The following is a 19,769-nucleotide window of genomic DNA, read 5'->3' on the forward strand; positions in this document are numbered from 1 at the left end:
GAAACGGACGGGAACTGCACCTCATGGATGAACGGGAGATCCTGACCCGGTTCAAGGCGGGCACCCTGGACCGCGGCCGGGCCGCGCAGCTGCTCGCCGGGATCGAATCGTCGGGCGGCGGCGCGACCGTGACCGCCGGTTCGCTGCCCGGGCACGCGACCTCGCCTTCGGCCCTGCAACCGGCCGCGGGCGCATACGCGCCCGCGGCCCCCGCGGCGCCGAAGAACGGTTCCGCGCCGGACGGCGGTCAACTGCCCGCCGTCGAGGACCGGTTCGCGGTCGTGGGGATGGCCGGGCGATACCCGCTCGCCCCCGACCTGGGGGCCTTCTGGCAGAACCTCCGCGACGGGCGCGACACCTCGTCCGCCGAACCGGCCGGCCGGCCGTGCCGGGCGCCCCTCGCCTCCGGACAGCGCGGTCACTTCCTGGCCGGAGCCGCCGAGTTCGACGCGGAGTTCTTCGGACTGACCTCCCACGAGGGGCGCCTGATGGACCCTCAGGAAAGGCTGTTCCTGGAAACGGCCTGGGAGGCGCTGGAGGACGCCGGCTGCACCGGAGCCCGTCTCGACGCCCTGACCGGAAGCGGCGGCCAACCCCGTGGCGTCGGCGTCTTCGTGGGTGTCAGCGCCGCCGACTACGCTCTGCTCGCCGCCGAGAACTGGGCCCGCGGCGGGCGGGAGATGCCCCGCAGCGGTCACTGGACGCTGCCCGGCAGACTGTCCGGCCTGCTCGGGCTGACAGGGCCCGGGCAGGCCGTCGACACCGGTGAGTCCTCCGCGCTCGTCGCGCTGCACCTCGCCGTCGGCGCCCTGCGCCGCGGGGAGTGCGCCGCCGCCCTCGCCGGCGGCGTCGAGCTGCTGCTGCACCCCTCCCGCGGTCGCGACGACGCCGGGGAAGGCGTCGGTGCCGTGGTGCTCAAGCCGTTGGCGCGCGCGCTCGCGGACGGGGACCGGGTGCACGCCGTCGTCACCACCACCTTCACCGGACCCGAGGACCCCGAAGGCGCGAGCGCACCCGGTCCGCACGGGAGCGCCGGCCTGCGCGAGACACGGGAGAGCGCCGTACGCCGCATCGGCGACGCCGGGGCCGTCACCGGACTCGCGGCATTCACCACGGCCGTACTCCAACTGCGGCACGCCACCCGCGCGCCCGCCCGGGACGGCGCGGTGGCCGAGGCGTGGCCGCGCCCGCGCGACGAGCAGGGCGGTGAACTGCCGCGCCGGGCCGTCGTGGACGTGCGCGGCGAGAGCGGGCTCGGAGCCGGCGCGGTCCTGGAGGAGTTCGTTCCGCCGGGCCGGGCCGCCCCGTCCGCCGGTCCCGCCGGCACCGCGTGGGACGACACCGTGCCCCGTGACGAACTGGTCCTCCTCTCGGCACCCACGCCCGCCCATCTCGCCGCCACCGCGGGCCGGTTGGCCGACTGGCTCGCCGCCGCGGTCACGGATGCGGGACTGGCGGGACACACCTCCGAAGGTGCGGGCCCGCAGCGGGTGGAGCTCGCCGATGTGGCGCGGGCCCTGCGCGCCGGACGGGCCGCGCTGCCCTGCCGGCTCGCGCTGCTGGTGCGCGACCTGCCCCAACTCGTCGCAGCCCTACGGGAGTACGCCACCGGCCGGGCCCCCGCCGAGGGCGCCGATGTGCGCTGCGCCGACCTGCGCGAGGGCGTCGCCGACCCGCTGAGCCTGGGCTCGGTGCCCGAGACACGGGACTACCTGACCGCGTTGTGGCGCGGCGGCCGCATCGAGCAGCTGACGCGGCTGTGGCTGTCCGGCCTCGACGTGGACTGGGCCGCCCTCGAACCGGCGACCGGACGGCCCGCGGTGGCGCTGCCGTTCTCCGCGTTCCTGCGGCAGCCGCTGTGGCTGGCCCACGACACGACAGCGACGCAGACGACAGCAGTGGCGCAGACGACAGCAGTGGCGGGGACGACGGTTGTGGCGTCGGCACCGGCGACGGAGCAGGCAGCTCCGCGGACGGAGACGGAGCCGACCGGATGACCAGCCCCGCGCCGGTGGCGGACGGCCCGGCGGCCCCCCTTGGCCCGCCGGAGCCGCTCAAACTGTGGTTCTGCCCCAACGAGGAACTCGCACCCGGTATCGCCGCCACCCTGGCCAAGCACTGGCTCGACGAGCACGAACAGGAGATCGCGGGCAGGTTCCTCTTCGAACGCGACCGGCGCCAGTACCTCGTCGCCCATGCGCTGGTGCGCCGGGTCCTCGCCCTCGAAGCCGGTGTGCCCGAGGCCGAGGCCGTGATCTGGCGCTCCTCGCGAGGCCGGCCGTTTCTGCAGAAACCCGCCGCGGGGCTGCCGCGCGGCGGCAAGGAACTGGACTTCAACCTGTCGCACTCCAACGGCCACAACCTCCTCGGCGTCGTCCGCCATCAGCGCATCGGAGTGGACGTCGAACGGCTCGACCGCGGGGACCAGGGCTTCGACACCATCGTCGAGACGTTCGCCGCCGAGGAGCGCGAGTGGGTGGCGCAGGCCCCGCAGGGGCGTCCCCGGGACCGCAGGGCACTGCGGCTGTGGACGCTCAAGGAGGCGTACTCCAAGGCGCGTGGCCTAGGGCTCGGACTGCCCTTCGACAGCTTCGCCTTCACCCTCGGGGAGGACCGCGGAGTGCTCGGGTTCCGGCCGCCCCAGGGCGACTGGGCCGAGCGGTGGCGATTCGTCGAACTCGAGCCCGTGCCCGATGTGCTGGCCGCGGTCGCCGTTCTCGCCGACGCCACGACGGCGCGGGTCGTCGAACTGCATCACGGCTTTCCCTGGGGCCGGTCCGCACCGCGCCACCTGGCGCTGCCCGACGCGCCCGCCGGGCACCGCTAGGGCGTGTCCGGCGGATCTTCGCGGGCCCGCGACGCCTGGCACGCGCCCCCAGCCTCCGGCCGGGGGTGCCCCCGGTCGCCGCACGCCCGAATCACCCAAGTACGTCCAGTACGAGGGCGATCCGGGCGCACGTCGAGAGCACGCACCAGACGCCGCGGGCTCTTCCGCGAAGATCCGCCGGACACGCCCTAGACCTTTCACCAGGGCACCGGCGCCCAGCGGTCCAGGGCGCGGCGACCAGCGGTTCGAGCGAGGCTCCGGCCGGGTACCAGCGAGGATTCCGGCCCGCTGTGCAGACTTCCCCAAGAGGCGGCCGCCGAGGCACGCGGAGGCCGACGACAGGGGGAGGCCGGTGGAGTCGCAGCTGCGAGGTCCTGAACTCGCCCTGCTGGACGAGCTGTTCGCGGACGTCCGACGGGGCGTGGGCCGTGCGGCGTACGTCACCGGCAGCCCCGGCACCGGCAAGAGCGCACTCCTCGACCGTGCGGCCCGGCGGGCCCGGGAGCTCGGCCTTCCGGTACTGAGCGCCGCCGCGTCGCCCGCCGAGGCGGAGCTGCCGCTCGGCGTGGTGGGCCAGTTGCTCAGCCACACCGGGCGCGAAGCAACGAACGCCGCCGCCGTGGACACCCTGTACGAGGCGCTGCGGGACACCGACGGCCCCGTGGTCGTCGTCGTGGACGACGTGGAGCACACGGACGAGCCGTCCGCGCGCTGCCTGCTCTACCTGTGCGGGCGTTTCGCGGCCTCCGGGATCCTCCTGCTCATGGCGGGCCGGCCGCAGCCCCGCTCCGCCCCGCCCGCGCCGCTGGCCGCGCTGCTCGGGCATGCCAGGTGCACCGCGGTGGAGCTGCGGACGCTGGACGAGGACGGGGTCACCGCGTTCCTGGGCGCGCCGACGGGCGCGGGCCTCGACACATTGGCGGCGCGGCGGCTCGCCCCTGCCTGGCACCGGGCCACCGGCGGGAACCTCCGGCTGCTGCTCGCCCTGCTCGACGACCACCGCGCCTGCGAACCGGTACGGCCGTCGGGACCGGTGGCCGGGTCCGCGTACAAGCAGGCGGTCATCGCCTGTCTGCGCCCCGCCGGATCGGCGGCGTGGACTGCCGCACGCGCCCTGGCCGTACTCGGCGACGCGGCGACGCTCACCCTGCTCGCGCGGCTGCTCGGCGTCCACGAACGGGCCGCGGCCCGCACCCTCGAAGCCCTCGACGCCACCGGCCTGCTCCTCGGCGGGCGGCTGCGTCACGAAGGGATGCGTGCGGCCGTCCTGGAGGAACTGCCCGCTGCGGAGTGCGGCCGGCTGCACACCGAGGCCGCCCGGCTGCTGAGCGAGAGCGGCGGTGAACCCCGCGCCGTGGCCCGGCACTTGGTGGCCGCACAGGCCATGGGCGGCATGGAGCCGGCACCCGCATGGGCCGTGCCCCAGCTCGTCGAGGCGGGCAGCCGGGCGCTGCGGGACCGGGAACCCCGGCAGGCCGCGGAGTTCCTGCGCACCGCACACCGGGCGAGCGGCGACGCGGAGCAGCGCGCCGCCCTGCTCGAAATGCTTGCCCGCACCGCATGGGAAGCGGACCCGGCCGCGGCCGTCCAGTACCTGCCGCCTCTGGAGGGCGAGTTGGCGGCCGGACGGCTCGAAACCGGGCGGGCCGTCGGGGCCCTGGGCCTGCTGCTGTGGCACGGACGGATCACCGAGGCCACGCGTGCCGTCACCGGTGTGGGGCACCTGGGCCTCCGTGACCAAGCCCTTCCCGCCGCCGCGCGCGAGCTGTGGTCCCGGCTCGGGCACATCTGCCCCGAAACCCTCGCAGCGCTGCCCGGCCCCACCGGCGTACGAGCACCTCAAGAAGCCGAGGGGGAAGCGGAGCGCGTACTGCAGACGCTCGCCCATGACCACGCCTCGCCCCCGCCCTCCGTCGCCGGTGTCCTGTCCGCCCTGCTGCACGCGGGGGAGACGGAGCGGGCCGCCCAGTGGTCCGCGCTGCTGGCCGACGCGGACCCGACGGGCGCCACCGTGGCCCGACGCGCGGTCCTCGCGGCGGCCGCCGCGGTGGTCGAGGCCAGGACCGGGGCGTACGAACGTGCCTCCCAACAAGCCCACCAGGCCCTGGAATTGCTCGGTCCGGGGGCGTGGGGCGTGGCCATCGGAATGCCGCTGTCGGCGGCCGTCCTGGCGGCGACCCGCCGAGGCCGGTACGAGGAGGCGGCGCGGCAGCTGCGGATCCCGGTGCCCGACGCGATGTTCCGCACCCGGGCCGGGCCGCACTACCTGCTGGCCAGAGGCCACTTCCAGCTGGCCGTCGGCCGGCCGCGCGCCGCACTCGGCGACTTCCACGCCTGCCGCGACCTGACCGCGCCCTGGCAGCCGGCGCCGGGCGGCACCGTCCTGGACTGGCGCACCCCCGCGGCCGCGGCCGCGCGGGCCCTGCGCGGCGGTGCGCAGCGCGACGGCGACCCGATCGCCGCGCTGACCCGGGCCGAGCAGCGGGTCGCGGTCCTGGCCGCGCACGGCTGCACCAACCGGGGCATCGCCGCCAGGCTGTACGTCACACCCAGCACGGTCGAACAGCATCTGACGCGCATCTACCGCAAGTTGAGCCTGAAGTCCCGGTCGGACCTGGCGGAGCTGATCGCGGCGTAGCCGGGCCGGGAGCCGGCCGTGCAGAGCGCGGCCCGGGCCGCGCTCTGCCGCGAGGTCAGCGCGTAGCCCCGCCCGTGCGCAGCCCCCGCTTGTTCTTGCGCCCGAGGAAGCCGGCGCCCACCAACTCGGCGAGCGGCGCGGAGGGTTCGTACTCCGGCGTCATGAAGCGTTCGTACAGGCGGTCCTGGATGGCGAGCGAGACGTCCAGGCCGATGGTGTCGAGCAGCGCGAACGGGCCCATGGGATAGCCGAATCCGCGCTGGACCGCGCTGTCGGTCACCTCGATGTCCGTGCCGGGGCGGTCGAGGAGCGCCATGGCCGCGCCGAGGTAGGGGAACAGCAGGCTGTTCACGATGAACCCGGTGCGGTCCGGGCAGGGCACCGTGGTCTTGCCCAGGCCCCGGCAGAAGGCCAGCGCGGTGGCGAGGACGTCCGGGGCGACGGTGTCCGTGCGCACCAGCTCCACCAGCTTCATCACCGGAGCCGGATTGAAGAAGTGGATGCCGACGACGTCGCCCGGCCGGCCCGCGGCCTCGGCGCACGCGGCGACGGAGAGGCTGGAGGTCGTGGTCGCGAGCACCGTGCCCGGGGCGCAGGCCTCGCCGAGCGCCGTGAACACCGCGCGCTTGACGTCGAGATCCTCGGCGACCGCCTCGATGACCAGATCGCAGTCGGCCAGCGACGACAACTCGTGTGCGCCACTGAGGAGTTCGAGGGCCGCGGCCTTGGTCTCGACGGTGACCTTGCCCCGGCGTACCCCGCGGGTCAGCGACTCGGCGATCGCCTCCAGGGCCTGCGCGGCCTTGTCCGCGCCGCGCGCGACCAGGACCGTCGGGTGGCCGGCCGCCGCGGTGACCTCGGCGATGCCCCGGGCCATGGCACCGGAGCCGACGACGCCCACGCGCCGAACCGTCCGGGCGCCCGAGACGGCCGGTCCGTCGGCCGCCGGAGCGAGCTTGTCGCCGCACTCGTCGTAGGCGTAGAAGCCGTCACCGGTCTTACGGCCGTAGCGCTCGTCGGCGACCATCCGGCTCAGCAACGGGGCGGGTTCGAAGGCACAGTCGCCGGTACGCCGCCACAGGCCGGTCAGGGCCTCGTGGGCGGTGTCGAGACCGATGTGGTCGAGCATCTCCAGCGGGCCCTGCGGCAGTCCGCAGCCCAGCCGCATCGCCGTGTCGATGTCGGCCTGCGTGGCGTAGCCCTCGCTGCACAGCACGACGGAACGGTTCAGAAGGCCGAGGACCAGCGCCGTGGCGTCGGCGGCGGGCCCGGCGCCCACCTCGACCGGCACCAGGGACGCGGCAGCCACCAGCGCGTCGGTCGCCTCGGCGGTGCTCGCCGAGGTCAGGGCCGTGCGGACCGGGACGACGGGCGCGCCCGGCACCGGCGGGGTGAAGAAGCGCAGCCCCGCGACGTCCGCGGGCCGCCCGGTCGCGATGGCGAGGCGGGCGACGGACTGCCCCGCCGTGCTGGTCAGGATCGGGGTGCCGGGCTCACAGGCCGCCGTGATCTGGTGCAGCACCCGGGACTTGGCGGCCGCCGAGTCCGGCACTGCCTCGACGATTAGGCCCGCCGAGCGCAGCAGCGAGTGGTCGGCGGTGAAGGTGATCTCCGGACCCGACGGGCCGCCGTCGAGCGCCTTGAGCCGCTTGTCCACCCGGGCGAGCACATCGAGGTCGGTGTCGACGGCGATCACCGCGTGCCCGGCCGCGTGCAGCAGCCGCAGCAGGGACTCGCCGATCGAGCCCAGGCCGACGACGCCGTACACCGGCAGGGAAATCTTGGTCTGTCCGGTCTGTCCGGTCTCTCCGGTCTGGTCGGTCATGAGGTCTGCGCCTCGCCTTCACGGAAGCGGTTGATGGCCCGGCTGTGCTTCGCGCGCAGTTCCTCGTCGCGTACGCCGAGTCCTTCGCGGGGAGCGAGCGCGAGGACGCCGACCTTGCCCTGGTGCTGATTGCGGTGCACCTCGTACGCGGCCTGCCCGGTCTCCTCCAGCGGGTACACCTTCGACAGCGTGGGGTGGATCTTCCCCTTCGCCACCAGGCGGTTGGCCTCCCACGCCTCGCGGTAGTTGGCGAAGTGCGAGCCGACGATCCGCTTCAGCGACATCCACAGGTAGCGGTTGTCGTACTCGTGCCGGAAGCCCGAGGTGGAGGCGCACGTGACGACCGTGCCGCCCTTGCGGGTGACGTAGACGCTGGCGCCGAAGGTCTCGCGGCCCGGGTGCTCGAAGACGATGTCCACGTCCTCGCCGCCGGTCAGCTCACGGATGTCCTTGCCGAACCGCTTCCACTCGCGCGGGTCCTGGGTCTCCTCGTCCTTCCAGAACCGGTAGCCCTCGGCATTGCGGTCGATGATCGCCTCGGCGCCCATCTGCCGGCAGACCTCCGCCTTCTGCGGGCTGGACACCACGCAGATGGGCGTCGCGCCGCCGGCGAGCGCGAGCTGGGTCGCGTAGCTGCCGAGTCCGCCGCTCGCACCCCAGATCAGCACGTTGTCGCCCTGCTTCATGCCGGCGCCGTTGCGCGAGACGAGCTGGCGGTACGCGGTCGAGTTGACCAGACCGGGCGCCGCGGCCTCCTCCCACGTCAGGTGCTCCGGCTTGGGCATCAGCTGGTTGGACTTGACCAGGGCGAGCTGGGCGAGACCGCCGAAGTTGGTCTCGAAGCCCCAGATGCGCTGCTCGGGGTCGAGCATCGTGTCGTTGTGGCCGTCGGAGCTCTCCAGCTCCACCGACAGGCAGTGCGCGACCACTCGTTGGCCGGGCTGCCAGCGGTTCACGCCGGGGCCGGTGCGCAGCACGACGCCCGCGAGGTCGGAGCCGAGGACGTGGTACGGCTGGTCGTGCCGGGCCGCGGCCGGGACGCTCTTCGCGTACCGCTCCAGAAAGCCGAACGTCGGCAGCGGCTCGAAGATCGAGCTCCACACGGTGTTGTAGTTCACGGAGCTCGCCATGACCGCCACCAGGGCCTCGCCCGGGCCCGGTTCCGGCGTCGGCACGTCCTGCAGGTGCAGGGCCTTGCGCGGGTCCTTGTCGGCCGAGGCCATGCCGTCGAACAGGCCCGTGTCCTCCTTGCGGACCACGACGCCGCGATAGCTCTCCGGAACCTTCAGGCCCGCGAAGTCCTGGGGCGTCGCGTCCTCGGAGAGAAGGGCAGTGATGATCTCGTCCACGTGAGTTCCCTGATTTCTCTTGAGGGCCTGTTTCCGAACCGCCGCTACGCCCGCGCTCCGCGCGGACGACGGGGGTTCGGAAACAGGCCCTGAGGGCCGAGGAGATGGCGAAGCACTCCGATCGAGCGTGGAACACGGCGGACGGCCGACGGCACCCCTGAACACCCCCTGTACCCGCGCGCCCCAAGTCAGGGGCTGGTTAGGGGGTGTGGCCGGGCTCGGGGCTCTCCACCCTGGAACGAGGTCCGCTCGGAATCGGCTAGGAGAACTCATGACGGGAATCCCCGGCGACAGCCCCTGGTTCAGGAACTACCGCCCTGCCCCCGACGCGCCCACGCGCCTGTTCTGCCTGCCGCACGCCGGTGGATCCGCCAGCTTCTACTTCCCGGTGGCCCGAGCCCTCGCGCCCCGGACCGAGGTGTTCGGCGTGCAGTATCCCGGCCGCCAGGACCGGCGTGACGAGCCCGCCGTGCGGGACCTGGAGACGCTGGCCGACCAGATCTGCGACGCGCTGCGACCGGCGGCGGACGAGCGGCCGTACGCGCTGTTCGGGCACAGTATGGGGGCCATCCTGGGCTTTCTGATCGCCCGCAGGATGGAGGCCGAGGGGATCGGTCCCGCCGAGCTCTTCGTGTCCGGGCGCAGGGCGCCCGTCCTCGATCGCGACGACAGCCGGCAGCCGGGGACGGACGAGGAAGTCATCGCGGAGATAAGGGCGTTGGACGGCACCGGCGGGGAGCTGCTCGAGGACCCGGAGATGCTGGACATGATCCTGCCGGCGCTGCGCGGCGACTATGCGGCCGTACGCCGCTACCGCTACCGGCCGGGAGCCTCGCTCAGTTGTCCCGTGACCGCGTTCACCGGCGACGACGACCCCAAGGCCGACGTCGACGAGGTGCGTGCCTGGGAGGGGCTCACCCTGGGCGGATTCCGTCTTCGGGTGCTGCCCGGTGGGCACTTCTTCCTGGTCGACCAGCAGGACGAGGTGTTGGGGACGGTCGCGGAGCGCCTTGCCCTCGCCCGGACGCCGGCGGCCGTCTGATGGGCGTCTACTCGCCCGCCCTGGGCGGCACCGGCATCATCGGCACCGGCTCCTATCTGCCCGAACGCATCGTCAGCAACGACATGGTGGGCGCCCTGGCCCGGGTCGACGGCGAGTGGATCGAACGCAAGACGGGCATCCGCGAGCGCCGGTACGCGGCCGACCACGAGGCCTGCTCGGACCTCGCGGTGCAGGCCGCCGTGCAGGCCATGGCGGATGCGGGCGCCGAGCCGGACGACATCGCGTGGATCATCGTAGCGACGTCCACGCCCGACCATCCGCAGCCGGCCACGGCCGCGTTCGTGCAGCACCGGCTCGGCGCGTACCGGGCGGCGGCCTTCGACGTGAACGCCGTGTGCGCCGGGTTCATCGCCGCGCTGCACACCGGCGCCAGGCTGCTCGCCGCGCCCGAGACCACCGGTGAGCGGCGGCTCGCCCTCGTCATCGGCAGCGACGTGTACTCGCGCATCCTCGACTTCGGGGACCGCAGGACCGCCCCGCTGTTCGGCGACGGCGCGGGCGCGGTGGTGCTCGGCCCGGTGCGCGAGGGCCGGGGCCTGCTCGGCACCGGCATGCGCACCGACGGGCATCTGCACGACCTCATCGGCGTCACCGCGGGCGGCAGCCGGGAGCCCGCCTCGGAGAAGACCGTGGCCCGCGGCGATCACTTCTTCCGGATGCAGGGGCGGGGCGTACGGGACTTCGTCGTCACGCAGCTGCCGGACTTCGTGGCGGGCACGCTCGACGCCTTCGGCGTGAGCGGCGACGAGGTCGCCCACTTCGTGCCGCACCAGGCCAACGGTGAGATGCTGCGCGGCGTCTCGGCCGAGCTGGGGCTGCCGGCGGCCCGTGTCCACCTCCCGGTGGAGCTGCACGGCAACACCGGCAGCGCCTCGATTCCGCTCGCCCTCGACCACGCGCGCGCCGCCGGGCAGTTGACCGACGGGGAGCTGGTGCTGCTCGCCGGGTTCGGCGGCGGGATGACGCTGGGGACCTGTTTGCTGCGGTGGGGGCGTTGAGCGTCTGCCTCTGAAGTGGAGCGGCTGCCTTTGTAAGGGGGCGGGGCGCCGGCCGGGCGCGCAGGCGTCGCGGGCCGTCGGCGGGCGAAGGTCAGGCGCCCGGTTCCGTCGCCGGCGCGGTCTCGGGCAGCTGCGCGACCAAGGTGTCGAAGCGGCGTACCAACGCCTCCTGCTCGCGGTTGAGTTCATCGATGCGGCGCTGCATCCGGGCGATCTCGCCGCCGAGGTCCAGCGCGTCGGTCAGCGTCGCGGAGCGTGCGGGGATCGCGGTGTACCGCGGCTGCTGCGGAGCGGCGAGGTCGGGGGCGTGGTTGAGGATCGACGCCATCCGGCCGCGCAGCGCGGGGCCCGGCTCGACGCCGAGGGCGTCGAGCAGACGGCGGCGGGCCCGCTCGTACACGCCGAGCGCCTCGGCCTGCCTGCCGCTGCGGTACAGGGCCACCATCAGCAGGTCGTAGAAGCGTTCGCGCAGCGGATGGTCGGCCGTCAGCTTCTCCAGCTCGCCGGTGATCTCGCCGTGCTGCGCACAGTGCAGCCGCGCCCCGTACAGCGCCTCGAGCGCGGTCAGCCGGTTCTCCTCCAGACGGTCCGCCTCGCGGGTGCAGATCGGCCCGTACCGGCTGTCCTGCAGTGCGGGCCCCCGCCACAACGACAGGGCCTGGCGCAGGAGTTGGGCCGAGTGCCCGGCGTCGAAGGCCGCGGCCTCGCGGCCCTTCGCGGACAGCCGGTGGAAGTGCTGGGCGTCGGTGGTGGCCCGGCCGAGGCTCAGCAGATAGCCCGTGGGCAGGGTGCTGATCCACTCATGGCCGGGGTCGGGCGCGTCCGGTTCGCCCGGCGCGGGCAGCAGCCTGCGCAGCCGCGCCACATGGGCCTGCAGTGCGTTCGGGGCGTTCGACGGGGGCTTGGCGCCCCAGAGTTCCTCGGTGAGCTGGTCGACGGAGAGCAGCTGCCCGGCGTGGATCACGAACGCCGAGAGCAGGGCGCGCTGTTTGGACCCGGACGGCACGATGTCCGTCTGGGTGCGCCCGTTGCGGATCTCCACCGGCCCCAGGATCCGGAACTCGGTCTGCTCGTCGCACCGGCCGTCGACCGTGGCGGGCCGGCCGACGCCCAGGACGGTCATGCCCCCACCGTGCGGGCGGGCCGGGCCAGTTGGAGGGCCCGGCGGATGTCGTGGGTGATGCGTCCCGTCAGCGCGGCGGGGTCGGACTGGAAGTAGAAGTGCCCACCCGCGAAGAGCTGCAGACCGAGGAAGCGCTCGGCGCGCTCGGACCACGGGGCCAGCCGGGCGCGCGGCGCCGTCGCGTCCTCGGTGCCGCCGTACACGGACAGCGGTACGGGCATCGGGCCCGTCTCGGGCGCGGGCGTCCACGTCTCGACCAGGCGCAGGTCGCAGCGGATGGCGGGCGCGAACAGCTCCCACAGCTCGGGGTCGTCGAGTACGGCGGCGGGCGTGCCGCCCATCGCGGCCAGCTCGCGGCGCAGCTCCGCGTCGGGCAGCAGATGGCGTTGCTCGCGCTCATGGACGGGACGGGGTACGGCGCGCGCCGAGAGGCCGAGCCAGACGGGCGGGGTGCGGCCCTCGTCGAGCAGCCGGCGGGTGAGCTCATAGGCGATGAGGCCGCCCATGCTGTGCCCGAACAGGGCGTAGGTGCCGGTGAGTTCGGGGGCGAGCGTGGTGCGGAAGTGATCGACGAGTTCGTCCACGTCCCCGATGGCCGGGAGGTCGGCCAGCAGGCCCCGGCCCGGCGCGTCGAGCAGGCGTACGTCCCAGTCGGCGGGGAAGAGGGACGGCCAGTCGCGGTACAGCAGATGGGAACCACCGGCGTGGTGGAACACGAACAGGCGCAGTTCCATGATCGCTCCGTCGACGGACTCCAGTCGGATTTCGGACACTAGCCCTTGCCGCCGGGTCCGCGTCGGCCGCGCGAGCACCGCTCAAGTACCCGTACAAGCGTTCTTGAGTTGACCGTTCTCTGATCCAAACTGCCTGGTTGGAGGGCTGCTTGAGCACGGGTCGAGATCCCGACGGAGGCGGGCCCACCCCGGCTAGCGTTCGGCGCTGCGACAGCCTTCAGCCATCGCAGGAGCTCGAGCAGGTACGGAGGACACCATGGAGATACGGGTTCTGGGTCCGTTGAGCGCCGATGTCAACGGGGGATCCATCGTTCCGACGGCAGGTAAGCCACGGCAGATTCTGGCCCTGCTCGCTTTCTATCCGGGCCGGGTGATCCCGGTGCCCACACTCATGGAGGAGATCTGGGGGACCGAGCTCCCGCAGAGCGCGATGACCACGCTGCAGACGTACATCCTTCAGGTGCGCCGACGGCTCGGTACCGCCATGGGCCCGGACGCGCCGGGCTCCGCGAAGGAGGTCCTGGCCACCCGCCACGGCGGCTATCTGCTGCAGATACCGCCCGAGCAGGTCGACGTGCACCGCTATGAACAGCTCGTCACGGCGGGCCAGAACGCCTTCGAGGAGGGCGCCGACGACCGGGCCGCGAACGCCTTCCGGGACGCCCTCGCGATGTGGAACGGGCCCGCCCTGGTGGACGTACGGGTCGGACCGATCCTCGAGATAGAGGTCATGCGCCTCGAGGAGAGCCGGCTCGTCACCGTGGAGCGGCGCATCGACGCGGATCTGCGCCTCGGCCGGCACACCGAACTCATCGCCGAGCTCACCGATCTGATCGCCCGTCACCCCCAGCACGAGGGGCTGCACTCGCAGGCGATGGTGGCGCTGTACCGGTCGGGCCGGCAGGCCACGGCCCTCGACGTCTACCGCAGGCTGCGGGCCCGGCTGATCGAGGACCTGGGCGTGGAGCCGTCACCGCAGCTCCAGCGGTTGCACCAGGCGATGCTCACGGTCGACCCGGCGCTCGACGTCATCTGCGGGCCGCGCCGCAGCTCCACGTTCGATCTCTACGCGGCCTGAGTTCTGCTGCACCGTGCGGTCCGGGCCAGGCCGTCGGATGGCCCGGCCCTCGAGCGCATCTCAAGGGCGGTCGGTGATCCTCGGGAGCGGTGAACTCTTCGAGGAGGGACGGGACATGGCCGACGAGCAGCCCGTGGCACTGCACTGCTTCGCACATGCCGGGGCGGGTGTGTCGTCCTTCTACGGCTGGCCCGCCGACCTCGGCGACCAGGTGCGGGCCGTGCCCCATCTGCTGCCGGGGCGGGAAGGACGGCGCCGCGAGGAGCGGGTGACGGGGCGCGAGGCCCTGCTCGCCGATCTGATGGGGCACTTCACGGGGGAGCAGGGGCCCAGCGCCCCGTACGTCCTCTACGGACACAGCCTCGGCGCGATGGTGGCGTACACGCTGACCCGCGCCCTGTACGAGGCCGGACTGCCCACGCCCGCGCTGCTCGCCGTCGGGGCCTGCCCGCCGCCGGACGCCGCATCCGATCTGTCGGACGCCTGCCGCGAGAGCGACGAGGAGCTGCTGCGCATGCTCGGCGACGTGGGCGCCGTGCCGGCGAACGCCACGGCCGGCGGGTTCTGGCACCGGGCCGTGATGCCGGTGCTCCGCGACGACCTCACCCTCGCCGACGCACTGCGCGTCGCCGCCCGCGTCCCGCTCGCGGGCGGGCCGCTGCCCGTGCCGCTGCTCGCCGTCGCCGGGGCGGACGACCCCCTGGCGCAGCCCGAGGTGATGGCGGGCTGGCGGCGCTGGAGCACCGGCCCCGTGATCACCCGCACCGTGCCGGGCGACCACTTCTTCGTCCGCGGCCACGAGCTGCCGCGCCTGCTCCGGCGCGCCTGCCTGGTGGCACGGCGCACCGCGGACGACCGCACCCCGGCCGGCGCGCTCGCCTGACCTCTCGCCCGACCCAAGGAGGACCACCGTGCATGTCCCGACCAGCGTGAGGGGCCCCCGATGAGGCGCGTCGTCATCACCGGCATCGGAGTGGTCGCACCCGGCGGTGTGGGCACCAAGGCGTTCTGGTCGCTGCTGACCGACGGCCGCACCGCGACCCGCCGCATCACCCTCTTCGACGCCTCCTCGTTCCGCTCGCAGATCGCCGCCGAGGCCGACTTCGACCCGGCCGCCCACGGCATCTCGCCGAGCGAGGCACACCGCCTCGACCGCGCCGCCCAGTTCGCGCTCGCCGCGGCGCGCGAGGCGGTCGAGGACAGCGGGCTGCCGGCGAGCTCGTCGGGGGCGGACCCGGTACGCACCGGGGTCACCCTGGGCAGCGCCGTCGGATGCAGCACCGGACTCGACGAGATCTACGCCGACGTCAGCGAGCGCGGCAGCCACTGGCTGCTCGACCACACCCGGGCCGAGGCGCGGCTCGCCGACTACTTCGTGCCCAGCTCGCTGGCGGCCGAAGTGGCCCGCGACGTCGGCGCGCAGGGGCCCGTCGCGGTCGTCTCGACCGGCTGCACGTCCGGCCTCGACGCCCTCGGCCACGCCGTCGAAGTCATCCGGGACGGCAGCGCGGACGTCATGGTCGCCGGCGCCTCGGAGGCACCCGTCACCCCCATCACGCTGGCCTCGTTCGACGCGATCAGGGCCACCTCGGCCCGCAACGACGAGCCGGAGACCGCCTCGCGGCCCTTCGACCGGACCCGCAACGGCTTCGTCCTCGGCGAAGGCAGCGCGGTCCTCGTCCTGGAGGAGTACGGGCACGCGCGACGTCGCGGCGCCCAGATCTATGCCGAGATCGCGGGCTTCGCCAGCCGTTCCAACGCGTACCACATGACCGGACTGCGCCTGGACGGCGGCGAGATGGCCGAGGCCATCCGGGTCGCCCTGGACGAGGCGCGGCTCGACCGCGAGGCCGTCGACTACATCAACGCCCACGGCTCCGGCACCAAGCAGAACGACAAGCACGAGACCGCCGCGTTCAAGCGGAGCCTCGGCGATCACGCACACCGGGTGCCGGTCAGCTCCATCAAGTCGATGATCGGCCACTCGCTCGGCGCGATCGGCTCCCTGGAGATCGCGGCCAGCGCCCTGGCCATCAAGCACGACACCGTGCCGCCGACCGCCAACCTCCACGAGCCCGACCCCGCCTGCGACCTGGACTACACCCCGCTGGTCGCCCGCGAGCAGCGCACCGACACGGTGCTCAGCGTCGGCAGCGGATTCGGCGGCTTCCAGAGCGCCATGGTGCTCACCACCCGGCGTCTGGGGGAGGCCGCATGACCGCCACCCTGACCGAAGGGGCAGGCCTCTTCGGAGCCCGCACCGTCGAGGCGGCCGTCACCGGCATCGGTGTCGCCGCGCCCAACGGCCTTGGCACCGAGGCCTGGTGGGCCGCCGTACTGCGCGGCGAGAGCGGCATCGGCCCCGTCACCCGCTTCGACGCCTCCGGCTATCCGGCGCGCCTGGCCGGGGAGGTGTCCGGCTTCGTCGACGAGGACCACGTACCGAGCCAGCTCCTTCCGCAGACCGACCGGGTGACCCGCCTCTCGCTCGCCGCCGCGGCCGAGGCCCTGAGCCATGCGCAGCTCGACCCGGCGGGGCTGCCGGACTACGCGGTCGGCGTGGTCACCGCGAATGCCGCGGGCGGCTTCGCGTTCGGCCAGCGCGAACTGCAGGAGCTGTGGAGCAAGAACAGCCGGCACGTCAGCGCGTACCAGTCGTTCGCCTGGTTCTACGCCGCCAACTCGGGCCAGATCTCCATCAAGCACGGCCTGCGCGGCCCCAGCGGTGTCATCGTCTCCGAGCAGGCGGGCGGCCTCGATGCCGTCACGGCCGCCCGGCGCCAGCTGCGCAAGGGCATCCAGGCCGTCGTCACCGGCGGCATCGACTCCGCGCTCTGCCCCTGGGGCTGGACCGCCCATCTCGCGGGCGGCGGCCTCAGCACCAGCCCCACCCCGGACCGCGCCTATCTGCCCTTCTCCGCCGATGCCTCGGGCCATGTCGTCGGCGAGGGCGGCGCGCTGCTCGTCCTGGAGGACGGCGACGCGGCCCGCGCCCGTGGCGCCGCCGTGCTCGCCACCGTCGCCGGCTGCGCGGCCACCTTCGACCCGGCGCCGGGCACCGGTACGCCCCGGCTGCTCGAAGCCGCCGAACTCGCCCTGGCCGACGCGGGGATCACCCCCGGACAGGTCGACGTGGTCTTCGCCGACGCGGCGGGCGAGCGCGCCGCCGACCGGGCCGAGGCGGAGGCGATCGCCGCACTGTGCGGCCCGTACGCGGTACCGGTGACCGCGCCGAAGTCGATGACCGGACGGCTCGCCGCGGGCGGCTCGGCCCTCGACCTGGCGGCCGCCGTCCTGGCCCTGCGCGATCAGGTGATTCCCCCGACCACCGGGACCCGGCGGACCGCCGCCGACTGCCCCGTGGACCTGGTGACCGGCGCGCCCCGACGAGGCCGCGAGCTGCGTACGGCCCTGGTCCTGGCCCGCGGACGCGGCGGCTTCAACGCCGCGACGGTGGTCCGCGCCGCGGGCTGAGCGGCGCCCGCAACCCGAGAAGCACGACTGGCACGAGACGCATGAGACGTACGAGATGCACGAGATGCACGAGACGCACGACCGGATAAGAGAGAGGCCTACCGTGGAACGCCTTGAGCTCACTGCACTCACCGCTTTGCTGCGCGACGCCGCGGGCGAGGGGGAGGGCATCGACCTGAACGAAGACGCCCTGGACACCCTCTTCCTCGACCTGGGCTACGACTCGCTCGCCCTGCTGCAGACCACCGGCGTCGTCGAGCGCGACTACGACGTCCGGCTCGACGAGGAGGCCCTGGACGAGGCGCAGACGCCGCGCCAGTACCTCGACCTCGTCAACGAGGCCCTGTCCGCGCAGCGGACCGCGGCCTGACCGGGGCCGTGCCATGACTCAGGTGAGCGTGCCCACGATGGACAGCGTGGGCGAACCGCACAGCGACGTCTGCGTCGTCGGCGCGGGCCCGGCCGGGCTCGCCCTGGCCCTGATGCTGCTGCGCTCGGGGATCGGCGTGACGCTGGTGGAGCGCTCCACGCAGCTGCGCCGGGACTTCCACGGCGAGATCCTGCAGCCCGGCGGTCAGCGCGTCCTCGACCAGCTCGGCGTCCTGACCGCCGCCCGCGACCGCGGCGCCTGCGCGCTCGACGGCTTCCAGGTGCTGCAGGACGAACGGCTGCTGCTCGACATCGACTACCGGCGCCTCGAAGCCCCGTACGACTGCCTGCTCGCGCTGCCCCAGAAGCACCTGCTGGCCGAACTCCTCGCCGCCTGCCAGGAGTTGGACGGCTTCACCTATCTGGAGGGGCATCGCGTCAACGGGCTCCTGCGGGACGGCGAGCGCATCACCGGAGTGGTGGCGCAGCGCTCGGGATCCACCACCGTGACCGTGCGGGCGACGGCCGTCGTCGGCGCCGACGGGCGGTTCTCCCGCACCCGGATGCTCGCCGGGATCGACGCCGGCCGCATCGAGGCGTTCGACCAGGACGTGGTCTGGTTCGCGCTGCCCGCACCGGACCGTGCCACCGGCCGGGTACGGGTGCACCGCACCGAGGGCGGGGCGCTGCTCGTCCACGACACCCACCCCGACCGGCTGCGGATCGGCTGGACGCTCGGCCACCGGACCTGGAACCGGGCCGCGGCCCGCGGCATCGGCGCGATCCGCGGCGAACTGGCCGCCGAACTCCCGCAGTTCGCCGACCTCATCCACGAACACCTGCACAGCCTGTCCGACCTGAAACTGCTCGACGTGTTCGCCGGGCAGGCGGGCCAGTGGGTCCAGGACGGACTCGTCCTGATCGGCGACAGCGCCCACACCCACGGACCGATCGGCGCGCAGGGCATCAACCTCGCGCTCCAGGACGCGGCCGCGGCGCACCCCGTCCTGGTCGACGCGGTCCGCACGGGCGACGCGAGCAGGGAGCGGTTGCTGCCGTACGAGGAGCGGCGCAGGCCCGCCGCGGCCGCCGTGCACCGGATGCAGCGGATGCAGGCCAAGGCGCTGCTCGGCCGCGGCGGCGCCGTCGCCACCTTCGCCCGCGCCCGCGCCGCCGCCCTGGTGACCCGCACCCCGATCGGTGCGCGCATCACCCACAAGATCGCGTACGGCACGGACCCCGTGGAGGTACGCACCGACCTGTTCGAGGCCACCCGCCCCGAACCGGCGAGGAGTTGACCGTGCCGGGCACACGCGCCGCGGCGCACGTCCCGGGTACTCGTGCCGGGCAGAGCGCGACGCTCACCGAGATCGCCGACGGGGTCTTCGCGTACGTCCAGTCCGACGGCGGCTGGTGTCTCAACAACGCGGGGGTGATCGCGAACGGCGCGGACAGCGCGCTCGTCGACACGGTCGCCACCGAGGCGCGGGCCCGCCGGCTGCGCGCGGCCGCGCTCGGGCTCGCGCCCAGGCCGCCCCGGCTCCTGGTCAACACCCACTTCCACGGGGACCACACCTTCGGCAACTTCGTCTTCCCCGAGGCCGTGGTGATCGGCCACGAGCGGGCGCGGGCGGACATCACCACGGCCGGCCTGCACCTGACCGGGCTGTGGCCCGACGTGTGCTGGGGCGACCTGCGGATCGCGCCGCCGACGGTCACCTACCGGGACCGGATGACCCTCCATGTAGGCTCCACACAGGTCGAGTTGCTGCATGTGGGGCCCGCGCACACCACCGGCGACACCGTCGTGTGGCTGCCCGAGCAGCGGGTGGTGTTCACCGGCGACCTGGTGATGGCGGGGGCCACGCCGTTCTGCCCCATGGGCTCGGTCACCGGTTCGCTGGAGGCCCTGCGGGTGCTGCGCGGTCTCGGCGCCGACACCGTGGTGCCGGGGCACGGACCGGTCGGCGGCCCCGAGCTGCTCGACGCCAACGAGGGCTATCTGCGCCGGCTGCAGACCCTGGCCACCGGCGGCATCGCGGCGGGGCTGAGCCCGCGCGAGCTCGCCGTCGAGGCCGGCCCCGGACCGTACGCGGACCTCATCGACGCCGAACGCCTGGTGCCCAACCTGCACCGGGCCTACGCGGAGGCGCTGGGCGCGGCGCCCGGCGATCCGCTGGACATCCCCGCGCTGTTCCGGGAGATGAGCGAGTACCACGGCGGGCTGCCGGCCTGTCACGCCTGAGGCCGGCCGGCCTCTCACGCCTGAGAGCGGCCGCCCCTCGCGCAGC

At 73.8% G+C, this 19,769-nt stretch carries 16 protein-coding genes; 12 read left to right on the top strand and 4 right to left on the bottom strand.

All coding sequences use genetic code 11. The annotated features are described in order from the left end of the window. The first annotated feature begins 23 nt into the window (after window positions 1-23). The 3 genes from OG430_RS46480 to OG430_RS46490 all read left to right on the top strand — a co-directional run bounded on the left by OG430_RS46480 (window position 24) and on the right by OG430_RS46490 (window position 5,465). Complete coding sequence (locus OG430_RS46480) at window positions 24-1,997, top strand: beta-ketoacyl synthase N-terminal-like domain-containing protein (RefSeq protein WP_327358770.1); 1,974 nt, start codon at window positions 24-26, stop codon at window positions 1,995-1,997. Beyond that, a complete protein-coding gene (locus OG430_RS46485; RefSeq protein WP_327358771.1) occupies window positions 1,994-2,827 on the top strand; it encodes a 4'-phosphopantetheinyl transferase family protein in 834 nt (277 codons plus the stop codon). Before OG430_RS46480 ends, OG430_RS46485 begins: the two co-directional genes overlap by 4 nt. A gap of 352 nt (window positions 2,828-3,179) precedes the next feature. Beyond that, window positions 3,180-5,465 carry a helix-turn-helix transcriptional regulator gene (locus tag OG430_RS46490; protein ID WP_327358772.1) on the top strand — a complete coding sequence of 762 codons (2,286 nt, stop codon included), beginning with the start codon at window positions 3,180-3,182 and terminating at the stop codon, window positions 5,463-5,465. A gap of 55 nt (window positions 5,466-5,520) precedes the next feature. On the opposite strand, the gene OG430_RS46495 is transcribed toward OG430_RS46490, so the two are convergent. Together OG430_RS46495 and ccrA are read right to left on the bottom strand one after the other, a co-directional pair. Then, window positions 5,521-7,290, bottom strand: coding sequence for a 3-hydroxyacyl-CoA dehydrogenase family protein (locus OG430_RS46495; RefSeq protein WP_327358773.1), 1,770 nt, complete (start codon window positions 7,288-7,290; stop codon window positions 5,521-5,523). Continuing rightward, entirely contained in the window at window positions 7,287-8,639 is a 1,353-nt protein-coding gene (ccrA, locus tag OG430_RS46500; protein ID WP_327358774.1) for a crotonyl-CoA carboxylase/reductase, read from the bottom strand. Before ccrA ends, OG430_RS46495 begins: the two co-directional genes overlap by 4 nt. Before the next feature lie 271 nt (window positions 8,640-8,910). Here ccrA and OG430_RS46505 point away from each other — a divergent pair, with 271 nt between their 5' ends. Continuing rightward, window positions 8,911-9,681: a thioesterase II family protein gene (locus OG430_RS46505; RefSeq protein ID WP_327358775.1), complete on the top strand. Its 771-nt coding sequence runs from the start codon at window positions 8,911-8,913 to the stop codon at window positions 9,679-9,681. Continuing rightward, on the top strand, window positions 9,681-10,700 hold the full coding sequence (locus OG430_RS46510; RefSeq protein WP_327358776.1) for a 3-oxoacyl-ACP synthase III family protein: 1,020 nt from the start codon (window positions 9,681-9,683) through the stop codon (window positions 10,698-10,700). The genes OG430_RS46505 and OG430_RS46510 overlap by 1 nt, the downstream gene beginning before the upstream one ends. A gap of 91 nt (window positions 10,701-10,791) precedes the next feature. On the opposite strand, the gene OG430_RS46515 is transcribed toward OG430_RS46510, so the two are convergent. Then, window positions 10,792-11,823 (bottom strand): AfsR/SARP family transcriptional regulator, encoded by a 1,032-nt coding sequence (locus tag OG430_RS46515; protein ID WP_327358777.1) that lies wholly within the window; start codon window positions 11,821-11,823, stop codon window positions 10,792-10,794. Beyond that, complete coding sequence (locus tag OG430_RS46520; protein WP_327358779.1) at window positions 11,820-12,557, bottom strand: thioesterase II family protein; 738 nt, start codon at window positions 12,555-12,557, stop codon at window positions 11,820-11,822. The genes OG430_RS46515 and OG430_RS46520 overlap by 4 nt, the downstream gene beginning before the upstream one ends. A 256-nt stretch (window positions 12,558-12,813) precedes the next feature. Between OG430_RS46520 and OG430_RS46525 the strand changes: the two genes are divergently transcribed. From OG430_RS46525 to OG430_RS46555, 7 genes are all read left to right on the top strand, one after another. Further along, a complete protein-coding gene (locus OG430_RS46525) occupies window positions 12,814-13,635 on the top strand; it encodes an AfsR/SARP family transcriptional regulator (RefSeq protein ID WP_327358780.1) in 822 nt (273 codons plus the stop codon). A 73-nt stretch (window positions 13,636-13,708) separates the two neighbouring features. Continuing rightward, entirely contained in the window at window positions 13,709-14,518 is an 810-nt protein-coding gene (locus tag OG430_RS46530) for a thioesterase II family protein (RefSeq protein WP_327358781.1), read from the top strand. Window positions 14,519-14,578: 60 nt separating this feature from the next. Beyond that, entirely contained in the window at window positions 14,579-15,853 is a 1,275-nt protein-coding gene (locus OG430_RS46535) for a beta-ketoacyl-[acyl-carrier-protein] synthase family protein (RefSeq protein WP_327358782.1), read from the top strand. After that, complete coding sequence (locus OG430_RS46540) at window positions 15,850-17,109, top strand: beta-ketoacyl synthase N-terminal-like domain-containing protein (protein WP_327358783.1); 1,260 nt, start codon at window positions 15,850-15,852, stop codon at window positions 17,107-17,109. Before OG430_RS46535 ends, OG430_RS46540 begins: the two co-directional genes overlap by 4 nt. A gap of 103 nt (window positions 17,110-17,212) precedes the next feature. Then, window positions 17,213-17,479, top strand: a complete 267-nt coding sequence (locus OG430_RS46545; protein WP_327358784.1) for an acyl carrier protein — start codon at window positions 17,213-17,215, stop codon at window positions 17,477-17,479. Window positions 17,480-17,501: 22 nt separating this feature from the next. After that, window positions 17,502-18,776, top strand: a complete 1,275-nt coding sequence (locus OG430_RS46550) for an FAD-dependent monooxygenase (RefSeq protein WP_327358785.1) — start codon at window positions 17,502-17,504, stop codon at window positions 18,774-18,776. Window positions 18,777-18,778: 2 nt separating this feature from the next. Then, window positions 18,779-19,723: an MBL fold metallo-hydrolase gene (locus OG430_RS46555; RefSeq protein ID WP_327358786.1), complete on the top strand. Its 945-nt coding sequence runs from the start codon at window positions 18,779-18,781 to the stop codon at window positions 19,721-19,723. Window positions 19,724-19,769: the final 46 nt, after the last annotated feature.

Origin of the sequence: Streptomyces sp. NBC_01304 (genome assembly GCF_035975855.1) — a bacterium.
Classification (GTDB): Bacteria; Actinomycetota; Actinomycetes; order Streptomycetales; family Streptomycetaceae; genus Streptomyces.

Excerpts from the sequence above, each read along its gene's own strand:
- OG430_RS46480 (WP_327358770.1), top strand. The coding sequence starts at position 24 with ATGGATGAACGGGAGATCCTGACCCGGTTCAAGGCGGGCACCCTGGAC.
- OG430_RS46485 (WP_327358771.1), top strand. The coding sequence starts at position 1,994 with ATGACCAGCCCCGCGCCGGTGGCGGACGGCCCGGCGGCCCCCCTTGGC.
- OG430_RS46495 (WP_327358773.1), bottom strand. The coding sequence starts at position 7,290 with ATGACCGACCAGACCGGAGAGACCGGACAGACCGGACAGACCAAGATT.
- OG430_RS46505 (WP_327358775.1), top strand. The coding sequence starts at position 8,911 with ATGACGGGAATCCCCGGCGACAGCCCCTGGTTCAGGAACTACCGCCCT.
- OG430_RS46510 (WP_327358776.1), top strand. The coding sequence starts at position 9,681 with ATGGGCGTCTACTCGCCCGCCCTGGGCGGCACCGGCATCATCGGCACC.
- OG430_RS46515 (WP_327358777.1), bottom strand. The coding sequence starts at position 11,823 with ATGACCGTCCTGGGCGTCGGCCGGCCCGCCACGGTCGACGGCCGGTGC.
- OG430_RS46520 (WP_327358779.1), bottom strand. The coding sequence starts at position 12,557 with ATGGAACTGCGCCTGTTCGTGTTCCACCACGCCGGTGGTTCCCATCTG.
- OG430_RS46525 (WP_327358780.1), top strand. The coding sequence starts at position 12,814 with ATGGAGATACGGGTTCTGGGTCCGTTGAGCGCCGATGTCAACGGGGGA.
- OG430_RS46535 (WP_327358782.1), top strand. The coding sequence starts at position 14,579 with ATGAGGCGCGTCGTCATCACCGGCATCGGAGTGGTCGCACCCGGCGGT.
- OG430_RS46540 (WP_327358783.1), top strand. The coding sequence starts at position 15,850 with ATGACCGCCACCCTGACCGAAGGGGCAGGCCTCTTCGGAGCCCGCACC.